Origin of the sequence: Streptomyces pristinaespiralis (genome assembly GCF_001278075.1) — a bacterium.
Lineage (GTDB): Bacteria > Actinomycetota > Actinomycetes > Streptomycetales > Streptomycetaceae > Streptomyces > Streptomyces pristinaespiralis.
On record NZ_CP011340.1, the window covers coordinates 3,524,823 to 3,545,791 of the forward strand.

21 protein-coding genes and 1 pseudogene are annotated in these 20,969 nt (G+C 69.4%); 9 read left to right on the forward strand and 13 right to left on the reverse strand.

What is annotated here, in order from left to right; all coding sequences use genetic code 11:
• Positions 1-110: 110 nt before the first annotated feature.
• Entirely contained in the window at positions 111-968 is an 858-nt protein-coding gene (locus SPRI_RS14695) for a L,D-transpeptidase family protein (protein WP_310650509.1), read from the forward strand.
• Between the two features lie 198 nt (positions 969-1,166).
• Here the strand turns inward: SPRI_RS14695 and SPRI_RS14700 are convergent, their stop codons facing one another.
• The 4 genes from SPRI_RS14700 to SPRI_RS39315 form a co-directional block, all read right to left on the reverse strand.
• Positions 1,167-2,204: a hypothetical protein gene (locus SPRI_RS14700; RefSeq protein ID WP_050791493.1), complete on the reverse strand. Its 1,038-nt coding sequence runs from the start codon at positions 2,202-2,204 to the stop codon at positions 1,167-1,169.
• Positions 2,204-2,932, reverse strand: a complete 729-nt coding sequence (locus SPRI_RS14705) for an RNA polymerase sigma factor (RefSeq protein WP_005313043.1) — start codon at positions 2,930-2,932, stop codon at positions 2,204-2,206. The genes SPRI_RS14700 and SPRI_RS14705 overlap by 1 nt, the downstream gene beginning before the upstream one ends.
• Before the next feature lie 301 nt (positions 2,933-3,233).
• Positions 3,234-4,190 carry a hypothetical protein gene (locus SPRI_RS14710; RefSeq protein ID WP_158685161.1) on the reverse strand — a complete coding sequence of 319 codons (957 nt, stop codon included), beginning with the start codon at positions 4,188-4,190 and terminating at the stop codon, positions 3,234-3,236.
• Positions 4,191-4,227: 37 nt separating this feature from the next.
• Positions 4,228-4,803, reverse strand: a complete 576-nt coding sequence (locus SPRI_RS39315; protein WP_234020380.1) for a L,D-transpeptidase family protein — start codon at positions 4,801-4,803, stop codon at positions 4,228-4,230.
• Between SPRI_RS39315 and SPRI_RS39320 the strand changes: the two genes are divergently transcribed.
• Both SPRI_RS39320 and SPRI_RS14720 read left to right on the forward strand, forming a co-directional pair.
• A complete protein-coding gene (locus SPRI_RS39320) occupies positions 4,784-5,179 on the forward strand; it encodes a hypothetical protein (RefSeq protein WP_234020381.1) in 396 nt (131 codons plus the stop codon). The two genes, SPRI_RS39315 and SPRI_RS39320, sit on opposite strands and share 20 nt — an antisense overlap.
• A 216-nt stretch (positions 5,180-5,395) precedes the next feature.
• On the forward strand, positions 5,396-5,890 hold the full coding sequence (locus tag SPRI_RS14720; RefSeq protein WP_005313053.1) for a DUF1877 family protein: 495 nt from the start codon (positions 5,396-5,398) through the stop codon (positions 5,888-5,890).
• A 70-nt stretch (positions 5,891-5,960) separates the two neighbouring features.
• Here SPRI_RS14720 and SPRI_RS14725 read toward each other — a convergent pair whose 3' ends face one another.
• The 3 genes from SPRI_RS14725 to SPRI_RS14735 form a co-directional block, all read right to left on the reverse strand.
• Complete coding sequence (locus SPRI_RS14725; RefSeq protein WP_005313058.1) at positions 5,961-6,845, reverse strand: hypothetical protein; 885 nt, start codon at positions 6,843-6,845, stop codon at positions 5,961-5,963.
• 152 nt (positions 6,846-6,997) lie between these two features.
• Positions 6,998-7,261, reverse strand: coding sequence for a hypothetical protein (locus SPRI_RS14730; RefSeq protein ID WP_005313061.1), 264 nt, complete (start codon positions 7,259-7,261; stop codon positions 6,998-7,000).
• Positions 7,258-8,202 (reverse strand): hypothetical protein, encoded by a 945-nt coding sequence (locus SPRI_RS14735; protein ID WP_005313064.1) that lies wholly within the window; start codon positions 8,200-8,202, stop codon positions 7,258-7,260. Before SPRI_RS14735 ends, SPRI_RS14730 begins: the two co-directional genes overlap by 4 nt.
• A gap of 99 nt (positions 8,203-8,301) precedes the next feature.
• On the opposite strand from SPRI_RS14735, the gene SPRI_RS14740 reads away from it, so the two are divergent.
• Complete coding sequence (locus tag SPRI_RS14740; protein WP_005313066.1) at positions 8,302-9,564, forward strand: hypothetical protein; 1,263 nt, start codon at positions 8,302-8,304, stop codon at positions 9,562-9,564.
• Between the two features lie 16 nt (positions 9,565-9,580).
• On the opposite strand, the gene SPRI_RS14745 is transcribed toward SPRI_RS14740, so the two are convergent.
• Complete coding sequence (locus SPRI_RS14745) at positions 9,581-10,045, reverse strand: ATP-binding protein (RefSeq protein ID WP_005313068.1); 465 nt, start codon at positions 10,043-10,045, stop codon at positions 9,581-9,583.
• Entirely contained in the window at positions 10,045-10,248 is a 204-nt protein-coding gene (locus tag SPRI_RS14750; protein ID WP_037773917.1) for a hypothetical protein, read from the reverse strand. The genes SPRI_RS14745 and SPRI_RS14750 overlap by 1 nt, the downstream gene beginning before the upstream one ends.
• Before the next feature lie 179 nt (positions 10,249-10,427).
• Here SPRI_RS14750 and SPRI_RS14755 point away from each other — a divergent pair, with 179 nt between their 5' ends.
• From SPRI_RS14755 to lepB, 3 genes are all read left to right on the forward strand, one after another.
• Positions 10,428-11,282 carry a helix-turn-helix domain-containing protein gene (locus tag SPRI_RS14755; protein WP_005313071.1) on the forward strand — a complete coding sequence of 285 codons (855 nt, stop codon included), beginning with the start codon at positions 10,428-10,430 and terminating at the stop codon, positions 11,280-11,282.
• A complete protein-coding gene (locus tag SPRI_RS14760) occupies positions 11,263-11,553 on the forward strand; it encodes a DUF397 domain-containing protein (RefSeq protein WP_005313073.1) in 291 nt (96 codons plus the stop codon). Before SPRI_RS14755 ends, SPRI_RS14760 begins: the two co-directional genes overlap by 20 nt.
• 113 nt (positions 11,554-11,666) lie before the next feature.
• The gene (gene lepB / locus SPRI_RS14765; protein WP_063805342.1) at positions 11,667-12,335 is read left to right on the forward strand and encodes a signal peptidase I; all 669 of its coding nucleotides are present in this window, start codon (positions 11,667-11,669) and stop codon (positions 12,333-12,335) included.
• Between the two features lie 153 nt (positions 12,336-12,488).
• Here lepB and SPRI_RS14770 read toward each other — a convergent pair whose 3' ends face one another.
• The 4 genes and pseudogenes from SPRI_RS14770 to SPRI_RS39330 all read right to left on the reverse strand — a co-directional run.
• Positions 12,489-12,989 carry an immunity 21 family protein gene (locus SPRI_RS14770; RefSeq protein ID WP_005313077.1) on the reverse strand — a complete coding sequence of 167 codons (501 nt, stop codon included), beginning with the start codon at positions 12,987-12,989 and terminating at the stop codon, positions 12,489-12,491.
• A 555-nt stretch (positions 12,990-13,544) separates the two neighbouring features.
• Positions 13,545-14,216, reverse strand: coding sequence for a tetratricopeptide repeat protein (locus SPRI_RS14775; protein ID WP_234020382.1), 672 nt, complete (start codon positions 14,214-14,216; stop codon positions 13,545-13,547).
• The gene (locus tag SPRI_RS37125; RefSeq protein WP_005313080.1) at positions 14,149-18,906 is read right to left on the reverse strand and encodes a golvesin C-terminal-like domain-containing protein; all 4,758 of its coding nucleotides are present in this window, start codon (positions 18,904-18,906) and stop codon (positions 14,149-14,151) included. The genes SPRI_RS14775 and SPRI_RS37125 overlap by 68 nt, the downstream gene beginning before the upstream one ends.
• 116 nt (positions 18,907-19,022) lie before the next feature.
• Positions 19,023-19,214, reverse strand: a pseudogene (locus tag SPRI_RS39330) (hypothetical protein); the annotation flags it as partial.
• 175 nt (positions 19,215-19,389) lie between these two features.
• Between SPRI_RS39330 and SPRI_RS14780 the strand changes: the two are divergent.
• Both SPRI_RS14780 and SPRI_RS14785 read left to right on the forward strand, forming a co-directional pair.
• Complete coding sequence (locus tag SPRI_RS14780) at positions 19,390-20,244, forward strand: helix-turn-helix domain-containing protein (RefSeq protein WP_005313086.1); 855 nt, start codon at positions 19,390-19,392, stop codon at positions 20,242-20,244.
• Between the two features lies 1 nt (position 20,245).
• Complete coding sequence (locus SPRI_RS14785; RefSeq protein WP_238996224.1) at positions 20,246-20,434, forward strand: DUF397 domain-containing protein; 189 nt, start codon at positions 20,246-20,248, stop codon at positions 20,432-20,434.
• The last annotated feature ends 535 nt before the right edge of the window (positions 20,435-20,969 follow it).

A 20,969-nucleotide genomic window follows, 5' to 3' on the forward strand; every position in this document is an offset into this window, starting at 1 on the left:
TGATGCGCGGGATCGCGCAACCGGGCAGGACGGGAATTTGTCTCATCAGGCACAGACATACGTGGGGGACGAGACAAGTGGGGGGCGACATGCTCGGGAAATCAGTCGGGATGAGAACGCTGGCCGCGGCGGCCGCGATGGTCGTGGCCGCGGTGACGGCCGGCTGCAAGGCGGAGGCCGCGACCGACGCGCCGTCCGCCGGCACGCCGAGCGCGGCCCCGGCGACATCCGCTTCCACGCCGCCGGCCTCGCCGACGCCTTCGGCGTCGGAATCGGAGACGGCCGAGCCGTCGAAGAAGCCCTCGCCGTCGCCCTCCACCCAAAAGCCCGCGCCCAAGGTCCTGATGGCGCCCGGCGCCAAGGGCGAGCAGGTGCGCGAGCTCCAGGCGCGGCTGGCGCAGATCGGCTGGTTCGACGACAAGCCGACAGGTACGTACGGGCCGGTCACCACCACCGCCGTGAAGGGCTTCCAGGGCAAGCGCGGACTTCTGGCGACGGGCAGCACCGACACCGTCACCTGGGATCGGCTGCTCGGCATGACGACGAAGCCGACGCGCGCCGAGCTGGACGGCAAGGACGTCAAGAAGCCGCAGGCGAAGCTGGATCCGCGCTGCATGACCGGCCGGGTGATGTGCATCAGCAAGACCACCCGGACGCTGTCGTGGATGATCGACGGCAAGGTGCTGTCCACGATGGACGTGCGCTTCGGGTCGCAGTACACACCGACCCGCGAAGGCGTGTTCAAGGTGGGCTGGAAGTCCCGTGACCACGTCTCGACCCTCTACGACACTCCCATGCCGTACGCCATGTTCTTCAGCGGCGGCCAGGCGGTGCACTACTCCTCGGACTTCGCCGCCCGCGGCTACAACGGCGCCTCGCACGGCTGCGTGAACGTCAGGGACAAGGCGGCCGTCGCGGCGCTCTTCGACCAGGTGCGGACCGGCGACAAGGTCGTCGTCTACTGGTGAGGCGCGGGGCGCGGCAGCTGAGGAAGAAGGGCGCGGGCGGGACCGGGGGAACGTGTCCCGCCCGCGCCATTGCGCTGAGCCGTAGGTACGGGGGGAACCCCGGCTCGTTGCGCCGCCGATGACCAGTCGGCTCACTATCTACTGCGCCGTAGCCCGGAAAAACGTCACACCCTGCGTTCCGCGCCGAAAAAGCGCAGGTCAGAGAGCTCGTGTGGTGGCGTCCGCGAGAGAGGCGAAGCCGGTCGGCGACGGCGGTGCGGCCGGGTCGAGGACGAGCGGGTAGGAGACCTGCGGGGTGTCGGGCACGAGCTGCGGGACGTCCTCGGAGCTGTCGGAGTCGCGGTCGCCGCCGGAGCCGCCGGAGTTCTTCCCGCCACCGGTGCCGTCGCCGTCCTCGCGCCCGTCACCTCCGTCGCCGTTCTCGCCGCCCGGGGTCCCGGCGTCGCCGGAGCCGTCGCCGAGCAGTTCGTCGCAGAACCGCTCGACCCGCTCGGCACCCTTGGCGGCCGCCTCGAGGCGGCGCTTGCGGTCCGGATCGATCCGGCCGCTGCGGTAGTCACGGCACGCCTCGACGGACTTGCGGTACACGTCGGTGTTCTTCGACGGGTCCTCGCCGCCCGGCGTGGCCGTGCCGTCCCCGGCCGGCAGGCCGGGCGTGCTCCCGCCCGCGTCGCCGGGGGCCGAGGGGGTCGTGCTGTCCGGCGCGGGCGGCAGACCGGGCGGGGTGCCGGTGGTGCCCGGGGGGCGTGCGGACGAGCCGGCGTCCCCGCCGCTCGACGACGGTGACGTGAGCGGTCCCGGTGTCGCAGCGGCCGACACGGAGGACGCGGGCGTAGGGCGCTCGTTGCCGAAGGTGGGCAGCACACCGCTGCCGGCGGCGACGGCTACGCCGCCGATGGCACAGCCCGCGAACGCCGCCGCGATCCCGAACCGGACGGGCCGGGCGAAGCCCACGCCGCGGGACGGCCGGGAACGGCCGACCCGCACGGACCCGAGAGAAGTCCCGGCCGCGGCCGACTCGGCCCTGGCCTTGCGGAACGCGGCCATCGCGGCCGCCTCACCGGGCAGTTCGCCGTCGTCGTAGCCGTGGCCTGGGTTGCGCGCCGCGCTGTCGAGGGCGGCGGCGAGTCGTGCGGCCTCGGTACGGGCGCGTTCGTCCGCGACCTCGACAGGCTCGCCACGCAGCAGTCGCTCTGCCGCGTCCCTGCCAAGCCACTCGTACCGCTCGTCGGCCATCACATGTCCTTCTGCGTCCGCAGGCGTGAATGCGTCACACCGGCGGGCGCCGTCGCACCGGGGCGGGAGCCGCGCTGGGTGGGCAGTCCGCCCAGTTCCGAAGCGCTCTCCGCGGGGCCCTCCCCGCCCCGGCGAGTCACGTCCGAGGGGGGCCGGTCCCCGCTTTCGAAAGCGGCGCCGTCGGCTCCCAGCAGTTCCGCCAGCCGCTTCAGGCCACGGTGCGCTGCCGTCCGGACGGCGCCGGGGCGCTTGCCGAGGGTCTTGGCCGCGCTCTTGGCGTCGAGGCCGACCACGACCCGCAGGACGACCGCCTCGGCCTGATCCTGCGGCAGTTGGGCGATGAGCGCCATCGTGCTGCTGGTGGAGATGGACTCCAGCGCCTCGTCGACGGTGTCGGAGTCGGCGGGCCTGCCGGTCAGTTCGGTCTCGTCACCGCCGACGGCCGGCCGGCGGCCCCGCATCCGGATGTGATCCAGCGCACGGTTGCGGGCGATCCGCGCGGCCCAGCCGCGGAACCGGTCGGCGTCCCCGCTGAACCTGTCGAGGTCCCGGGAGATCTGCAGCCACGCCTCGGAGGCGACGTCCTCCGCGTCGGTGTCACCGACGAGCGTGCGCACATAGCCGATCAACCGCGGATGCACAGCGCGGTACACAGTCCGGAAGGCGCTCTCGTCCCCATCCTGAGCCGCGAGCACGGCGGCGGTCAGCTCCGCGTCGTCCCCCAGCACTACCTCAACCCGTCGTTCCGTACCGCAGCTGGTCACCACTGCCGCGCAGTCCTGCGCGAATCAGCACGCTACGTCCTTTTAAGTGCTCGCGTCCACGCCTCGTACAACTTGCAACAAGTTTGCGACTCAGCGGGGTGTGACAGAAACAGCACTCTCGGCGCTGAGGTTAGTACGGGGCGCCCTCGGGTCCCCGCCACGAACGACGACCGGGGCCTCTCCTGTGGGGGGTGGCGGCCCCGGTCGTCCTTTTTTGGCCGGCGGCAGCCCAAGTTGGCCGGCGGACGCCCCCCGGCCGGACACGTCACCACAGCAGGCCCGTTCCCTCCGCGCCCTCCCCGGACGCCGGGTCGTCTCCCCGCCGGGCGGGAGCCGACACCACGGCCGTGGTCGGCAGGTCCGGCGCGTCGCGTGCGGTCAGCACGCTGAATCCGCCGTCGGGGAAGAACAGCTCCGCCTCCCGTTCGACGATCCGCATCCGCCGGGCCAGGGCGTCCGCCCGCACGTCGCCCATCGGCCGCCCGAGCAGCGGCACACCGCCGTGGCCGACCGACGCCGGCCGCGTGAACGCGATACGGACGACGGCCTCGTCGGCGTCGTACGTGAGCACGACCCCGGCCTCGAAGAAGTTGTCCTGAGCGGCGCCGCCGTACTCGGGGACGGACCCGATTCCGCCACCGAGCAGCCGCCGCATGTCCGCACGCGCCGATCCGAGGCGTACCGGGCCGATGCCGCGGTGCGCGACGACCTCGGCGGGCCCGGTGCCCGCCGGGCGGGAGCCGCCCGCCGGTTCGAAGAACTCGAACGCGTCGTCGCCGACGGGGGTCGCCCGCAGCCGCACGCTCTCGAAGCCGTCCGCGTCCTGCGCCGTGCCGCCGAGCACCACACCGAGGGCGGGCAGCGCCCACCCCTCCGCCTCCCTGGCGGCCTCCACCTCGTGCCCCAGACCACGGAGTTCCGCGACCACCTCGGCCGCCGGCCGCCCGAGCAGCACGATCCCGTCCAGGGTGACGGGCGCGGGTGACGCCACCTCCACGGCGTGGAGGACGTCGGCGTCGTCGTACTCGAGGAACTCGAAGAAGCCGTCACCGCACCCTTCGCCACCCTCGTGCCCGCCCGGCGCCGTGACGTACATGTCCGTCAAGGTGGCGTCTGCGGCGCGCCGGAAGGCGGAGTCCGGCGCACCGCGGGCCGCCCGCACCGAGGCCCGCGTCCGGCCGAAGCGGGCACCGGGCACGCCGATGCGAGGGATTATCTCCACGAACCGTCCAAATGCCCTCTATGTCGACTCTGTCCTGTCAGCCGATCGCGATGCGCGGGTTCGCGGACGGCTTGACCCAGCCCATGAACTGCTCCATGGTCGCGCGCGGCACCGACACGCAGCCGGCGGTGGCGCCACTGCCGTTGACGTGCAGGAAGATCCCGGCGCCCCGGCCGGGGGTGGCCGGCCAGCGGTTGAAGTTGATGACCAGGGCCTTGGCGTACTGCGTCGGGTAGTTGATCAGGTGCTCGCTGCCGCGGTCGCCGGACTCGGTCAGCGGGAAGTCCGCGCCCGCCTCGGTGTGCATCGAGTTGTAGAACTTCGACTCCGGGTCCTGGACCCACCAGTGGCTGTCGTTGACCTTCGTGTACGGCATGGCGGTGCCGCTCGACTCGACGCCGAAGCCCTCGGTGATCGTGTAGGTGCCCGTGGGGGTGGTGTAGGTGTTCTGCCTGCGGGTGGCGCCGTCGGTCACCCCGTTCGACCCGACGCGTCCGGCGCTCGTCGAGAACTGCGCCTTCCAGCCGGCGGAGCCCTTCTGCCAGGCGGTGACCGTGGCGTAGGACCCGCCCGCCTTGACCGTGATGACCTGGGTGGCGTTGCCGACGTTCACGGGCACGGGGAAGTTCGGCGTGGAGGGCGCGGCGGGCTCGTCACCGGAACCGCTGCCCGGGCCCGCGTCGCCGCCGCTCGTGGCCGTGGATTTCGGGGCCGTGCTGCCGGACGCCTTGGCGGAGGCGGAGGCGGAGGCGGAGGGCGAGCCGGACGGCGAGGCGGACGCGCTCGGTGAGGCGGAGGCGGAGGCGGACGCGCTGGGCGACGCGGAACCGCCCGTCACCTCCTTGTCCCCCTGCGCCGCCGCGCCGGTCGGTGCGGCGGCGGCAGAGCCCGCCGGCTCCTCTCCCCCACCACAGGCCGACACCAGCGACATCACGCCGACCAGGGCGAGGGCGGACGGGAATTTACGTGAGGAGCGCAGCACGGGGTGATCCTTGGCTCGTCGGAACGGCGCGGCAGCACGTCGCCGCGCCTCAAGGCTGGCCGGTTATACATCGCCTCCCCGGCCGAAAACCAGGCGACAGACATTCCGGGCACCAGCGATCCGGGGAGCGCGGCCCGCTGTCGGTGGCCCGCGCTACGTTCCCTTCCGATCCGTTCCTTCTCCGCGGCCCGGGCATCGGGTCGCCCCGGCCCCGGGGAGACCCGTGTCGTTCTACATGCATCTGCGCGCCGTGCCGGAGTCCGAGGCCGGGGACGACCACAGCAGCCTGACCACGTTCATGCGGGCCGCCTGGGAGATACACGCCGAGGAGTACGAGGCCGGGCTCGCGGAGTCCGTCGACAAGGACTTCGCGATGGTCCACGAGTTCTACGAGACGGCCGCCGGCCGGCCACAGGGCGCGGACGGGGCCTGGGAGCTGCCCGTGTTCGGCGGCCGTGTCGTGCGCCATCCGTCGGAGGAGCAGCCACCGTTCGCGCTCCTCTGTCCGACAGGGGTGGCGCGGGCTGCCGCATTCCTCGACGGGCTGAGGTTCGACGCGTTCTGGGACCGCGCCGGCACGGCCTTCCGGGCGCCGTTCTCCGCCTGGGACGAGGCGGACGTCAAGAACGTCTTCTTCGAGCACCACTCGGGCCTGCTGGCCTTCTACCTGCGGGCGGCGGCGAGGGGCGACGCGGTGATCAAGGCGTTCTGGTACTGAGCCCGGTACGGGTGCGCTCGGCCGGGGGGCGAACGTCACACGGTCGCGGGCCCCGCCCCCGGCGGCCTGCTCAGCGGCGCAGGTCCGCGGGGAGCTCGATCCTGCCGTCGTACGGGCCCTGGTTCTCCATGGTCACCTGCTGCTCGAAGGCCATGTCCTGCCCGTTGTACGGAATCAGGAAGCCGAAGTCGAGGCGGTGGCTCCTGATCCGGTACGTCTTCGCGTCCAGGACCAGCACCTCCTGGAGCCCGGAGAGGGTCAGCCGCGCGTCGTCGACAGGGATGCCGGCCTTGCGGAGCTGCTCGGCCGTGGGCTCGAACTCGCGCTTCGCCTTCTTCGCCCAGGCACGCTGCCGGACGGCGCTCAGCTTCTGCTCGCCGCTCGTGACGCGGAGTTCGACCGTGCCGCCGCCGTCCTTTTCGGTCACCTTGACGTCGCCGCCGGCGGCCTGCGCGTACATCCGGAACTCGTGGATGACCGCGATCGGGTCGTCGGCCTTGTTCCGCATCTCCGGATCGGCGGGTGACACGGCCTTCCACTCGGCCGAGTCCTCCTTCAGACGGCCCTCTTCGCCGACGACGTAGAGCTCCTCGGTCCTCTTCTTGCCCTTGCTGCTGGTGCTGACGCCCTGCGAGTGCAGCGCCGCCCGCCCGACGGCGCGCTGCACGGTGCCCTCGTAGGTCGCGGCGCTCTTCTGCCCCTGGGACGTGAGCCCTTCCTCCCCCTTCACGGAGAAGGACCAGGCCTGCTCCTCGGCCATCGCCTTCTCGGCGAGGTCGAGGAAGTCCTCCGCCGTCTCGGGCGCCTCGGCCTGCTCGGACGGGGCGGCCGACGGGGACGACGGCGTCTCCTGGCTCCCGGCCCCGGCCGGCTCCGCCTCGGCGCCGCACGCTGCCAGCGTGAGCGCGAGCGGGAGGACGAACACGGCGGCACTCCGGATGGGGCGGATTCGCATGGGGCGGCTTCCTTACGTCACGGCGGGGCGCGGACTGTACAACAGCCCCCGCCCCTTGATCACCCCGCCGGACATTCCGGGCAACCCACTTCCGAGGACGTCACGCTTCGAGGGCGTCACGTCAGTGCGGGCGTCACGTCAGTGCGAGGACGTCACGTCAGGTGGATCTTCAACTGCTCGTTGTGATCCGAGTGCTCGACAACGACACCGGTGACCGGATCGCCCTCGCCGGGCCAGATCACCACCGAAGCGTCGGCTGCCTCCTTGCACATTCCGGCGACATCCGCGACCACACCGTAGGGCCGCACACCTTCGACGGAGACGAAGATGCCGAAGGGAGCGGCCTTCTCGACGGTGCCCCGGATCTCGGCTCCGATCGGAAACCTCCGTCTCGTGGCGGACCACAGGGGGGTCACGGCTCCGACTCGCTCTCGTAGCTCTCGAACCAGTGGGTGTCGAAGTAGCGGGCCGTCGAGAAGGGATGCTCCCGCCGCGTGAGCATGCGGTGCACGAACTCGGCGGTCGTGCCGTCGAACCGGACCCACGAGTCGGGGAGGTCCTCGGTCACGAGGACGGGCCACCTGTCGGGGTCGGGGCCCTCGGTGAGCCAGTAGAACCCGTGCGCCTGCTCCGTGCTCCCCCACTGCAGCAGCCCGCCCGGCACCGGATACACGGCGTACGGCCGCCACAGCTCGCTCCCGCGCGTCCTGGCCCACTCGCCCAGCCACTCGGTGTGCCGGACGATGTCCGCGCTCGCGCAGGGCGCGTCGGGCGTCTGGAGTGCGAGGAAGCCGTCGAACGCGCCGTTGCCGAAGGTCTCGGCCAGTTGCTTGTAGTCGCTCGGCAGCGCCGTCCCGAGCCGGGTCTCGACCGCCGCCCAGTCGTACGTCCGCAGCCGGCTCGTGTCCCACCCCGTGACGGCGACGACGCCGTCCACCCAGGACGTCAGCTCCGCCGTATCCGCCTTTGGGGTCTCCCGTTCGGCCACCAGCACCACGAGCCGGACGTCGTCCCCTGCCCGCGCGCTGCCGCACCCGATCCATCGGTCCGCGTACGCCCATCCGCGCATCTCCACGATCCGCTCGCCGAACGGGGCCAGCAGCGGCAGCCCGGTCCGCGCGGTCACCGTCGGGTCGGGGAACCCGCCCATGGCGAGGTTCCGCGGCCGGCCGTACCGCTCGCCGAGCGCCTCTTGGAGAGCGGGAAGGCCGATCACCTCCGAGGGCACCAGGCATATGTGCCCCGAAGGATGCCCCGGTGTAGCGCAGTTGAGGTCGCCCGCCCCCGGGGCGGCCACCCGGTGCACCACCGAGAGGAGTTCGTCCAGCTGGTGCGCGGGCTCTTCCCGTTCGTCCATGGCGGACATTCAAACGGATGCCGCTGACACCGGCCCCAGGCGGCCTCGCCCTGATGTCGCGCGTGCCGAACAGCGCGGCCCTCGCCCCCACCTGGATACATGGGCGTCCCGGGCGGGCACGCACAGCAGAACATCCTCCACTACCTCAGCCGCCTGCACAGCAAAGGCTCGGACGACTGGCTGCCCACCCACGGCGCGGCCATGCGCAGCGTCTGCCCCGATTTCTGCGCCCCCATCATCCGCATCGAGGGCATGCTCGCGGGACCGACGTACGGTGACGACAAACCCACCCACCGGCGGCAGTTCTACTGGCCCAGCCGCTACACCCCGGACACGGACCAGGAAAAGCACATGAACCACCCCCATGCACCCGTACGGCTGCTCGCGCATGAGTCCCTGCCCGGCATCACCGAGGCACTGGGCAACCTGGACGGCTGGCTCATGCGCGACGGCGCGCACTGGCTCGTGACCCGGCACGAGGGCACGATCACCATCGGCAAGGTCGACGCCCATCCGTCCCGGGTGCTCGCCGACCGCGCAACGTGGACCGACCCGGATCCCTACACGTCCGGCACGTACTGCTCACCGCTGCCCGAGGGGGCCCTGGCCATCAGCAGCCGGCGGGCCGTCACTGTCTACGAGGCCGACGGAACCGTCCGCTGGGAGCACCGCCACCGGGACCGGCAGCATTCGCCCGGGGCCTCCGGCGCGTGCACGCCCGACCCGGCCGGCCGTGTCCTTCTGGCGACCATGGCCGGACCCCTCGGAGCCGACGGGCTCTCCACGGGCGACATCTGCCGCGCCCTCGATCTGGCCACCGGCGAGGTGCTCGCCGAGCACCTCCTGCCGTCCTTCTCAGCGGCGTACGCCTTCCAGCAGTTCCCGGACGCACGCCCAGAGGTTCTTCTCACCGCCTCCATGGGTCAGGACGGCACCCTGTGTCTCCTGGTCACCCGCACGGACAGCGGGCTCGGCGTGCGGGCGACCGGCACCGCCACGGAAGCCTGCGTCGGCGTCGGCCCGGAGGGCGCGCTGGTCATCCAGGACATCGGCGGCCGATACCTCACCCGCACGCAGGACGGCGCCGCCGAGGTGATCATCGAGGCCGGCGATGTCCTCCCGGACGAAAGGGTCTTCGTCGGCTGCACCCCGGGCTTCGTCGACGACAAGCGGATCCTGGTCGTGACGGCCGAGGAACAGTGGGCGGAGGAGGGCACCCACCTCCTCCTGGACGCCCACACACTCAGGCCCCTCGCCGAACTCACCTACCCGCGGACGCCGGGGGTCACTGCTGTGCCGCTCGGCGACGGAACGTGGCTCGTCCGCGACGACGAGACGGTACAGCGCTGGACGACCGCCTGATCCGGATCGCCTCCGATCAAGGGTTCGTGCGAATTCCGCGCCGCAGCTCCTCGCCGTGGACGACGGGCACTTCATGGCTGCCGCCCTGTCCTGGCCGGAGCCGGTCGCAGCCCTCTGACCGCCACGCGGCGAGCTCGCACCAGACGGTCTTGCCGCCGGGCCGCTGCCCCACGCCCCACCGCAGGGTCAGCGCGTCGAGGAGAGCGAGGCCCCGGCCCGACTCGTCGTCGGCGGTGGCCGTCCCGCACAGGACGGGCAGGGCACGCGGGTCGGGGTCGGTGACCTCCAGTCGCGTACGGCCGCCGCCGCACGACACCCGGACCGTCACCGGCGTTCCCTCACCGACGTGACGGATCACGTTGGTGACGAGCTCGCTCGCGCAGAGCTGGAGATCGACGCCGTAGTCGCCCAGGGCGCGGCGTACGCCGGACACGGCGGCCGGGGTCGCGAGCAGGTCGAGCGTCAGGGGCGGCCGGCTCATCACGCGACTCCCTTGCGGAGGGCGGCGACCAGCGTCCGGGCGGTCAGCAGGTTGCAGTTGCCGAGGGAGATCAGCGGCCGGGCCGGGTAGCGGGCGGCGAAGGTCGGCAGGTCGACGCGGAGGGACGGGAGGGTGATGCCGTGCTCGGCGAGGACGGCCCGCAGTTCCTCGGCGCAGTCGTCGGCTTCGGAGTGGTCGTACATGGGTGGGTTCACACCTTCCAGTGCGCTGAGTGACGAACTGCTCACAGCGTGGCGCCGGGCCGCGTAGCGTGAAAGAGGTTCGGGATCCCCGCCCTGAACTGCACGTACGCGCGCTGCAGTTGGTACGGGCCGGGGAACCCCGGGGAACGGGCGGTACACGGCACCAGGGACGGTGGGCGATGGGGCAGCGCAAGGACATCGACGGCTCGGCGGGCGTCCCGACCTTCTACGGCAGCGAGTTGCGGTGGAAACGGGAGGAGGCGGGCCTCACCCTCCAACAGTTGGTCGAGGGCAGCTTCTACGGCCCCAGCCACCTCAGCGAGATCGAACGCGGCACGCGCCGGATGCCGGTGGAACTGGCCGAGCACGTGGACCGGGTGCTCGGCACGGACGGCTTCTTCCGCCGGCGCTGCGAGGACGTGCGACGGGCGAAACGGCGGGGCCATGCCAGCTACTTCGAGCGGGTGCTGGAGGCGGAGAAGCACGCGGAGACCATCGAGGAGTGGTGCCCGACGCTGATCCCGGGGTTGCTGCAGACCGACGCCTACGCGCGGGCGGTGGTGCGTTCGGCGCACCCGCTGGCGCCGGACGAGGAGGTGGAGGAGAAGGTCAGCGCCCGACTCGCACGGGCCCGCCTCTTCGAGGACAACCACAGGACCCCGGAGTACTGGGCGATCCTGCCCGAGTCGCTGCTGCGCCAGCCGATCCTCCCGCCGGAGCAGACGGCCGAGCAACTGGAGCGGATCGCGGCACTGGCCCGCCGCCACCGGATCCTTCCCCAGATCCTTCCGTGGAACTGCGGACCGCACCCTCTCATGCTGGGCACGGCCAAGGTCATGACCTTCCCCGACGCCCCTCCCCTGATCTACACGGAGGCGCAGTACAGCGGGGACACCATCGACGATCCGGCCCTCGTGAAGCAGTACCGCAAGGCATACGATCGGCTCAGGGCCGCCGCACTGCCACCGAAGGCGTCCCTCGCCCTGATCGAGGAAGCGGCTGAGGATGTCCGAAATGGCAAGCAACGGGATTGACTTGACCACCGCCGTCTGGCGCAAGAGCAGCTACAGCAACGGCACCGGCGGGGATTGCGTCGAGGTCGCGGAGGCGTTCCCCGGCGCGGCCGCCTGGCGCAAGTCCACGTACAGCAACGGCGACGGCGGCGACTGCGTCGAGGTGTGCGACGCCCACACCGGCGTCGTCCCCGTCCGTGACTCCAAGGTGCCGAGCGGCCCGGTCCTCACGGTCACGGCCCCGGCCTGGACCGCCTTCGTCACGTCCCTCAAGTCGCCCGCCACCGCGTGACGCACCCCCTCGGCGCCGGCCTCCGGCCCCGGGCCACCGCGAACCGTCACGCCGGGAACCGTTAGCCTCTGCTGGCCCGCCCGGCGGTCGGGAGGGTCGAGGGAAGGGCGTTCATGCGGCAGCGGAGAGCGGGAAGCGGCCTGAGAGTCGCGGCCTGGGTACTGGTACCACTCGGACTGGTCCTGATGCTGGGCGGCATCGGTTACACAGGGACGAGCTACAAAGGCGCCACCGTCATGAGCGAGGCGATGGCGCCCACGTACCGTCCCGGCGAGCGGCTGCTCATCGAGCGGACGGACGCGGGCGGGATACGCAGGGGCGACGTCGTGCTCGTCGATGTGCCCGACCGGTATCGGGGCAGGCCGGTCCTCCAGCGGGTCATCGGGCTCGGCGGCGATCACGTGGTGTGCTGCCACGGGGGCCGGATCACGGTCAACGGGAAGCCGGTCGACGAACCGTACGTGATGCACGGCGAGGTGGATGCCGGGACCGGGGAGTACGACGTGACAGTGCCGGACGGGCGGCTGTTCCTTCTGGGCGACCACCGGGCGAACTCGAACGACTCGCGCTTCTTCCTCGGCGAGCAGTCGGGCAGCGTCGCGGCATCCGGGGTGCGCGGGCGCGTGCAGGACGATCCCACCGTGCCGGTGGTCCTGGCGTCGCTGGGAATCCTCGGCATCGTGACGGCCCTGGCCGGGACGGGCCTGGGGATCGGGGGGTACGTGGCCGGGCGCCGCGACCGGCGACCGGCCGAGGCTGTGCCACCGTGGCCGGTGGCCTGAGCGCGAGTATGGGCGGCCGTTCCACAGCGGGCTCGAGGCCACGGACAGCGAGAAGCCCCGCCGGAGACCGGCGGGGCTTCCCGTTCCATCGCCTTCTGTCGCCGAGATGTCAGCGACAGCGATCGGCACCGATGCGCGGCTGCGACGCGCGACTCACTTGATCAACCGATCGAATCTGTGGACCCGCGCGCAGGTACCGGTGTCCGACTCGATGTCCGCAGTCCTCAGCCGATAGACCGCCGGTTCGACGTCCACCAGCAGAAGTTCGTCCGCGGCGGCTTGCGTCCCGGGCAGTGCGGCGTCGAACAAGGCCAGTCGGCCGTTCACTTGGACGACCGGGCCGTCCTCCCACTCGTCCACGAAGCCGATGCCCTGCCGTACGACGTCGACGAGTCGGACCTCGCTGGAAGCCGCGATCCATTGGACGAGGGCGCCGAACTCCTCCATGAAGGTCGTCGGAGCAGGAAGGTCACCGATCACCAGCGCCGAACCCGGGCCGGCCGACTGCTCCTCGAACGGCACCAGCCCGGCGGGGCCTTCGACCGCACACGCAGTCTCGTAGTCGGTGTTCGCGTATCCGCCCCACAGGTGCCTCAGCGACTCCTCCACGGCAATCATCGGCCCGCCCTCCGACTCGACCCATGCGAGGTCCATGGCGCGCTTGCCCCCTTGGCGTTCGTCGTCCCGACCGATCTCTCTGCGGATGGGAGCAGTCGATGGGTCAACATCAGATCCTTGCCCCGGATGGCATCTTCTCCCGATGCGGGACGTGCTTCCTCGAGGACGATGTCGACAATCTCACCCCCGAGGCTCACTTGGACGTACTGCTCGAGGACCGGTTCGGCAGGACGGGAAATACGTACCGTGCTACTCGCCCAGCCCTCTCCCTCCGGACTGTCGAACTCCTGAACCCCGACATGCCAGGGCGACGAGGGGGCGTCGGAACGCGAAGGAAAAGCGTCTCGCCCGTCGTGGCCGTCGCCATCGGCACCAATTCGCCGGGGTTCGCCCCTACCGGACTCGGCAGGAACTCCGCCATGTCCTCCTCGCGCCGGAGCTCGAGTCCGCCCCCCGGTAGCACGGGTCGGACTTCGAGGTGCGGATAGAACGGGGCGAGGACGGCCTCGTCCGGACGGGGTCTCGGACACGCGGGGCGACAGGGAGTCGATGCCCGTCTCTCATCGCCACCGATCTGGCGTCGGTCTGACCCTACGTGTTCCCTACCACGTGCAGAATCGCCTCGGCATCCGGCGTACGGTCCGCCAATTCCCCGGCCCTCCTGACATCGTCTGCCGACATGCCGCGTGCGATCCGCAACGCTTCATGAAATCCGTCGCCGTTACCCCTGTGCATCATCTGCAGGAGCCACCGCACGGCTTGGACTTTGTCCTCCCCGGTCCCCAGGCCGGCTTCGTATCTGGCGGCGACCACCCACATTGCAGGAACGTGCCCCGCCTGCGCGGCAGTCAAGTACCACCCGAAGGCATCTTCTTCCTCATCCCGGGCGTTGTACTGGTCGGCGAGCAGCGCACACGCCTCCGGAACACCGGCATCGGCGGCCTGACGAAGATAGGCCAGAAACTCTTTCGCGTTCCGACGCATCCCCAGACCTTCACGGGACGCCAGAGCCATGTTGTAGGCACAGTATCCATCACCGAGTTCCGCACCTCGCTGGAACCATTCATTTGCTTCCGCACGGTTCGCCGTCGTGCCCATGCCCTCCGCGAGCATGAAGCCAAGGCCGCGCATACCTTGAGGGTCTCCGGACAGCGCGGCGCGACGGAACAAGGACAATGCGCGCTCGTGCTGCGTATCAAATGCGAGATGAATTCCGCCCAGTAGCGCATTGGCTCCGGCACCCTCTGCCGGATCGTCCAGCAAGCCTTCCAATGTGGGAGTGATCTGCTCCAACAGCGCCCCCGCCTCCCTTGAACCGAGCCGGAAAGCATGCACGAACCAGTTTCCCGCTGTCACGGGGTCGGCGGCCTCGAGTGCTGCCTCGCCATGCGCAATCATCGACGAAACAGAATAACCGACGGGAAACCCGCGCCTTTCTTCCATCACCCTGCCCACCCCATGCCCATAATTCAGTAACTCCAGATCGAGATGGTACAGCACGACAAAAAACGGGTGGTACGGCCTGATTCAGACCGAGACTCTTGGCCTTCTGCTGGAATGCGCTGATGCAGTCGTCACACATGGCGCGATTCCCAGAGATCGCGTCAGCACCCGGATTCAGGGCCGAGGCCTGCTTCTCCGCGTGAGACAGGGCGGCCGTACCTTGGCCCCCTGCGTTGTCCAGAAATTCGTTCGCCTTCCTCGCGTAACCATGCGGAGACAGGTCGTTCAAGACCTGCTGCGGCATAGCTCGCTGGAATCCCGCGGGAATATCGGCGGAGAAGCCACTCGCCGCCTTCACGCCTCCCGCATCGGCCGCCGTCTTCTTGGGGTCGAGCTTGGGGAAGGTCACCTTGTTCGGATGCGGCGCGGCACGCAGCGCATCCGCAGTCGGGCAGCCGGTGTTGTGGACAAGTACCGCGAACTCGCCGGTCACGACGAAGAACGTGTGCTGGCCCTCGACGGTGAGGTTGTGGACCCGCTGGCTGCGGTGGGCTTCGTCGATCGCGGTGATCTGGACCCAGGTGCCGGCCGAGGTCTGGAGCCACATGCCGGGCTCGAGGTCCTCGGCGTCGACCCACTTGCCGAAGTCCGGTACCCAGAACGGGTGCTCGTCCGTGGCGGTGATGGTTTCGGGCTTGGCGTCGCCACTCTTGCCATCGGGGTCGACGGTGAGGGTGATCAGGTGCTTGACACCGCTGTGGTTACGGGTGTCGGTGACCTGGCGGGCCTGCAGGTCGCCGGTCTCCGGGTCGGAGGCCAGGACGTACTCGCCCTCCTTCAGGTCCTCGATGTTCTTCGTGGACCCGTCGGCCATCAGCACCTTGGTGCCCGGGACGAAGCTGTTCTTCTTCGCCGGAACCTTGCAACTGCCGGCCTCCTTCTTGGGGGCAGGCTTGTCGGCAGTCTTGTTCGGCTTCGACTTGGACGTCTTGGGCTTGGGCGTCGGAGCGTTCTTACCGCCCTTGACCGCGTCCGCGGCCTTCGCACCCTTCTTGGCGTACTTCGCCGCCGTCGCCGCCGCGCCCACGCCGGGGATCGCCGCAGCCATCGACAGCGCCGCGTCCGCGTAGTTGCCCTCGGCCGCGTACCACACGCCGTTCGCGACGTCCGCGACCTCGCCGATCACCGGCACCATGCCCGCCACGTCCAGGGCCGCGTGGCCCACGTCCGAGAGCGAGATGTCGATGCCGAAGAGGTGGCCGTCGAGCTCCACGAAGGAGATCGGGTTACCGCCGGCGAACGCGTACCGGTTGCCCGTGTACGGGTCCGTCGCCAGGCCCATGTCGTCCAGCGCGCCGCCGTACATGTCACGCGTCAGGAACCGGTTCAGACCCGGGTCGTAGTTCCGGAAGCCCATGTCATAGGTACCGGAGCCGTCGTCGTGACGTGCCGCGTTGTAGCGGTAGTCGTTGTACTGCTCCTTGTCCGGGTTCGCAGCGTCCGGCTTGTCCGCACCGGTGAACTGCTTCTCGTCGTCGGAGCCGTACGCCGAATAGCCGTACGTCGCCCTGGTGTTGCCGTCGTCCTTCGTGATCGCCTCCACGTCACCCTTGGGGTGGTAGAGGAACTGCGAGTACTCCTTCGTCGCATCCGAGTTGTGCTTGATCTGGGTCAGCTTCTGGCCCCACGGGCTGTACTGGTAGGACTTGGTCGCCTTGCCGGCGACCTCCTCCCGCAGCACCTTCGACTCCATGCCCAGGTACGTGAAGAGCGTCGTCTTCCCGCCCGTCCCGGACGTCGTCTCCTGCGCCGTGCGGTCGAACGCGTCGTACACGTACGACGTCGTCTTCGCCGACGCGCCCGTGCCCGCCGTGTGCTTGGCGATCCGGTCGAAGCCGTCGTAGCTGTACTTCTCCTGCACCGACCCGTTGGAGGACACCGTGTCCAGGCGGCCCAGCGGGTCGTAGTTGTACGTGGACGCGACACCGCCCGCGGACGTCTTCAGCAGACGGTTGCGGTCGTACGTCGACGTCGACGAGACGGTGCCCACCGTCTGCTCGACGATGTTGGAGTTGCCGTCGTACTTGTACGTCTCCGTGCCCGCCGCGTCGCCGGTCTTGGTGACCGTCTTGATGCGGTCCTGCGGGTCGTAGGCGAACGTCGAGACGGTGTCCAGGTAGTCCGCCGCGTTGTCGGCGTTCATGACCTTGGACGTGTCCTTGGAGCGGTTCCCGTTCGGGTCGTACTCCAGGTCGTGCGAGGCGACCAGCGTGCCGCCGCTCTTCTTCTCCACCTGCGACTTGACCGCGCCGTTGAGCCAGTAGGCGTAGTCGACAGTGTTGCCGTTCGGCTTCGTCTGCTTCAGCGGCTGGCCGCGGTCGGTGTAGGTGAAGGTGCTGATCTGCTGGTTGCCCGCCGTCGGCGAGTCCGCGTTCGTGATCTTGTTGATCATGTCGCGGACGTCGTACTCGGACTTCGACCACGTCACGTCGTGCGTGGTCTCGACCGGGTTGCCGTTGACGTCGTAGGCCAGCGAGGTCGTGTTCTTGACCGTCGTGCCGAGCTTCTCCTCGACCTTCGAGAGCTGGTTGAGCTCGTCGTAGGTCATCGCGTACGCGTCGGCCTTCGCGCCCGGCGAGAGGTCCTTGACCTCGGCCAGCAGACCGTTGACGTCGTACCGGTAGGTGAAGTCCTTCTTCTCGTTGTCACTCTCGCCCGTGTTGGAGCGGACGAGCTTCAGACCGTCGGCGACGACCGTGCCGTCGGCCAGGTCGGACAGCGTGACCTTCTGGGTGCCGGACTCCGTGAAGGAGTACGAGCCCAGCGAGACCCACTCACCGGAACGAGTGGTCTGGTTCACCGGCTTGGTGACCTCGCCGCCCGCGTGGGTGATCTTGAACGGGGCGTTGGTCGCCGCGCCGGTCACGTCACCGTGCCGGACGAAGACCTCGTACGTACCGTCCTGCGGGATGCTGAGCTGCCAGGTGAACGAGTCGGCGCCGGTGCCCTTGGGATGGGTGCGGACGTCGTAGCCCCACTGGCCCATGGCCTGGGAGGCGTTCCAGCTGCCCTGCGTCGCCGTGTTGTTGACGTCGGTGGAGTCGACGACCACAACGTGGTTGCCGACCGGGATGCCGTCGTCGGAGCGGGCCTTCTGGTTGCCCGAGGGGTAGAAGTCCCAGGTCATCGTCCGCTGCGACGAGCCGCCGGCCGAGGTCAGCGTGTTCTTCGTCTGCTGGCCGAGCGCGTTGTAGTCGTAGGACGTGGTGATCTCGAACGGGTCCTTCGCGGACTTCGTCCACCCGTTGTCGTAGTAGGTGTACTGGGTGTCGTTGCGGACCGTCTGCCCCTGCGACGGCGGCGCCGAGACACGCTCCAGCTGGCCCACCGAGTCGTAGAAGAAGAAGGTCTTGTCCGGGGTGCCGTAGTCGGCGTCACCGGAATCGAACGGGCGGAGCTGCTCCTTGACCCGGTTCAGCTCGTCGTAGACCGTCTCGGAGGTGAAGTCGGTCGCGTCGTCCGTGGTCGCGACGCCGCGCGGGCTGATCTCCTTCGTCCGGTTGCCGGCCTCGTCGTACTCGAAGCGGGTCGTCCGGTAGGTGATGGCACCTGAACCGTCCTTCGAGTACGGGACCTTGATCTCCTTGACCAGGCCACGCCGGTCGAAGACCGACTCCGTGGTGTTGCCCTCGGCATCCGTCGCCTTCCGCGAGCGTCCGTCGAGGTCGTACTCGACCGTCGTGAACTTGCCGGCCGCGTCCGTCGTCTTCGTGACCCGGTCGTTCAGGTCGTAGGTGTACTTGGTGGTGAAGTCGGCGGTGTCCGCGGTCGCGTTCTTCTTCGGGTCGACGACGGTGACCACGTTGCCGACGTTGTCGTACTCGCTGGAGACCTTGTCGCCCTTGGCGTTGACCACCGAGACGGGCTGGTAGATCTCGTCGTACGTGTAGGTCGTGGTGTAGTCGCCGACCGTGGCCGTCAGGTTGCCCTTGGGCTCGGTGACGGATTTGACGTTGCCGACCTTGTCGTACGTCGTGGTCGTGCGCCGCTCGGGATCCGTCGTGAGGTCCTTCGGCGCGAGCGAGTCGGTGACCTGGTCGGCCGCGTCGTACACCGAGGAGGACTCGGCGCCGCTCGGCGTGAAGACCTTCAGCAGGTTGTTGTTGGCGTCGTACTCGGGCGCCGGGGTGGTGATGTAGACGCCCGCCGCCTGGTCCTTCGGCTGCTTCTGCTCCAGCGGGCGGCCGAAGTAGTCGTAGGACTGGGTGACCTTGGCACCCTTGGCGTTGATGACCTCCTTGGTGTTGCCGCGCTCGTCGTAGACGAAGTTCGTGGAGTTGTTCAGCGCGTCCGTGATCTTCGTCGGGTAGCCGTGCGGGCCGAAGCCGAAGTACGTGGTGGCGTGGCCGTTCGCGTCGGTCTGCTTGGTGGGCTGGCCGTACGCGTCGTACTCGGTGGTCGCCGTGTAGTCACCGGCGGTCGCCGAGGCGACGCCCTCCGGGTCCGTCACGGACGTCTGGTTGCCGAACTGGTCGTAGCCGAACTCCCAGACGTTGCCGAGCGGCGAGGTCTTGCGCCACAGGTCGGCGGAGTAGCCGTCGATCCGCGTCGTGTACTCGAACTTCGTCTACGCAGGGCGGCGACCAGCGCCCGAGGGGTGAGCAGGTTGCAGTTGCCCAGCGCGATGAGCGGCCGGGTCGGGTAGCGGGCGGCGAAGGTCGGCAGGTCGACGCCGAGTGACGGCAGCGTGATGCCGTGGGCGGCGAGGGCAGCCCGCAGCTCCTCGGCGCAGGTCTGTGCGTCGGGGTGGTCGTGCATGGGGTTCACACCTTCCAGTGCGCTGTGTGACGAACTGCTCACACAGTGACGCCGGGCCGCGTAGCGTGGAAGAGGTTCGGGCACCCGGCCCTGAACTGCGCGTACGCGCGGTGGAGTTGGTACGGGCTGGGGAACGCCGGGAAGCGAGCGGTAACGGCACCAAGGACGGTGAACGATGGGGCAGCGCAAAGACATCGACGGATCGGCGGGCGTCCCGACCTTCTACGGAGGTGAGTTGCGCTGGAAGCGGGAGGCGGCCGGGCTCACGCTCCAGCAGTTGGTCGAGGGCAGCTTCTACGGCCCCAGCCACCTCAGCGAGATCGAACGCGGTACGCGCCGCATGCCGGCGGAACTGGCGGAGCACGTGGACCAGGTGCTGGGTACGGACGGCTTCTTCAAGCGCCGCTGCGAGGACGTACGGAAGGCGAAGAGGCGGGGGCACGCGAGCTACTTTGAGCGGGTGCTGGAGGCGGAGAAGCACGCGGAGACGATCGAGGAGTGGTGCCCGACCCTGATCCCGGGCCTGCTGCAGACGGACTCGTACGCGCGGGCGGTGGTGCGGTCGGCGCACCCGATGGCCCCTGACGAGGCGGTGGAGGAGAAGGTCAGCGCCCGGATGGCACGGGCCCGTCTCTTCGACGACGACCACAACACCCCTGAATACTGGGCCATCCTTCCCGAGTCCCTGATCCGTCAGCCGATCCTCCCCCCGGAACCGACGGCCGAGCAGTGGGAGCGGATCGCGGCACTGGCACGGCGCCGGCGGATCGTTCCCCAGATCCTTCCGTGGAAATGCGGTCCCCACCCCCTCATGCTGGGCACGGCCATGATCATGACCTTCTCCGACGCCCCACCCCTGGTCTACACGGAGGCGCAGTACAGCGGGGACACCATCGACGATCCGGCCCTCGTGAAGCAGTACCGCAAGGCATACGATCGGCTCAGGGCCGCCGCACTGCCGCCGGAGGCGTCCCTCGCCCTGATCGAGCAAGCGGCTGAGGATGACCGACATGGCAAGCAACCGGATTGACTTGAGCACCGCTGCCTGGCGCAAGAGCACCTACAGCAACGGCGACGGCGGAAACTGCGTCGAGGTCTGCGACGCCCACACCGGCATCGTCCCCGTCCGCGACTCCAAGCTCCCCCACGGCCCGGTCCTCACCCTCACGGCCCCGGCCTGGACGTCGTTCGTCACGTTCCTCAAGTCCGCCACCGTGTGACACAGCCTCTGGGCGTCGACCTCCTCGACTCGAGGTCCGCCGTCGGCCGTACGGCGTCACGCTGGAGCAGCACGCGCCAGAACGAAATGCCCGAAAGAGCGGCGCCAGCTGCTCGCGGCCGAAGCACCGCGGCCATCCCTAGCCGTCGTCGAGAAACGGCCACAAATGCCCTTCGACCAACGGAGCCCCACCAATGGATGGTGGGGCTCCGCAGGTCATGCCGTCGGTAGCGGGGGGACCGAGTATCAGGTAGGGCCACCGACGGCAGGGATCCCCTGAAGCATGCGCTGCGATGCTTCGGAACAGGGATTGCTACTGAATCCCGGCAAACGATCAACCACGTGGATCAGGTGATCACGGGAAATTTTCACACGGTGGCATCTCCTGTCACCAGGACAGGAGATGCCACCGCGCTCATTTCTAAGGAAGGAATTCCCAGAACGGGCGGTCAGGCGCGAAATTGCGAGAACACACCGTCACGTCCTCACCCCTGAGATAAGCCAGCAACCACTCGCTGAACGTCATCTCGTAGAGA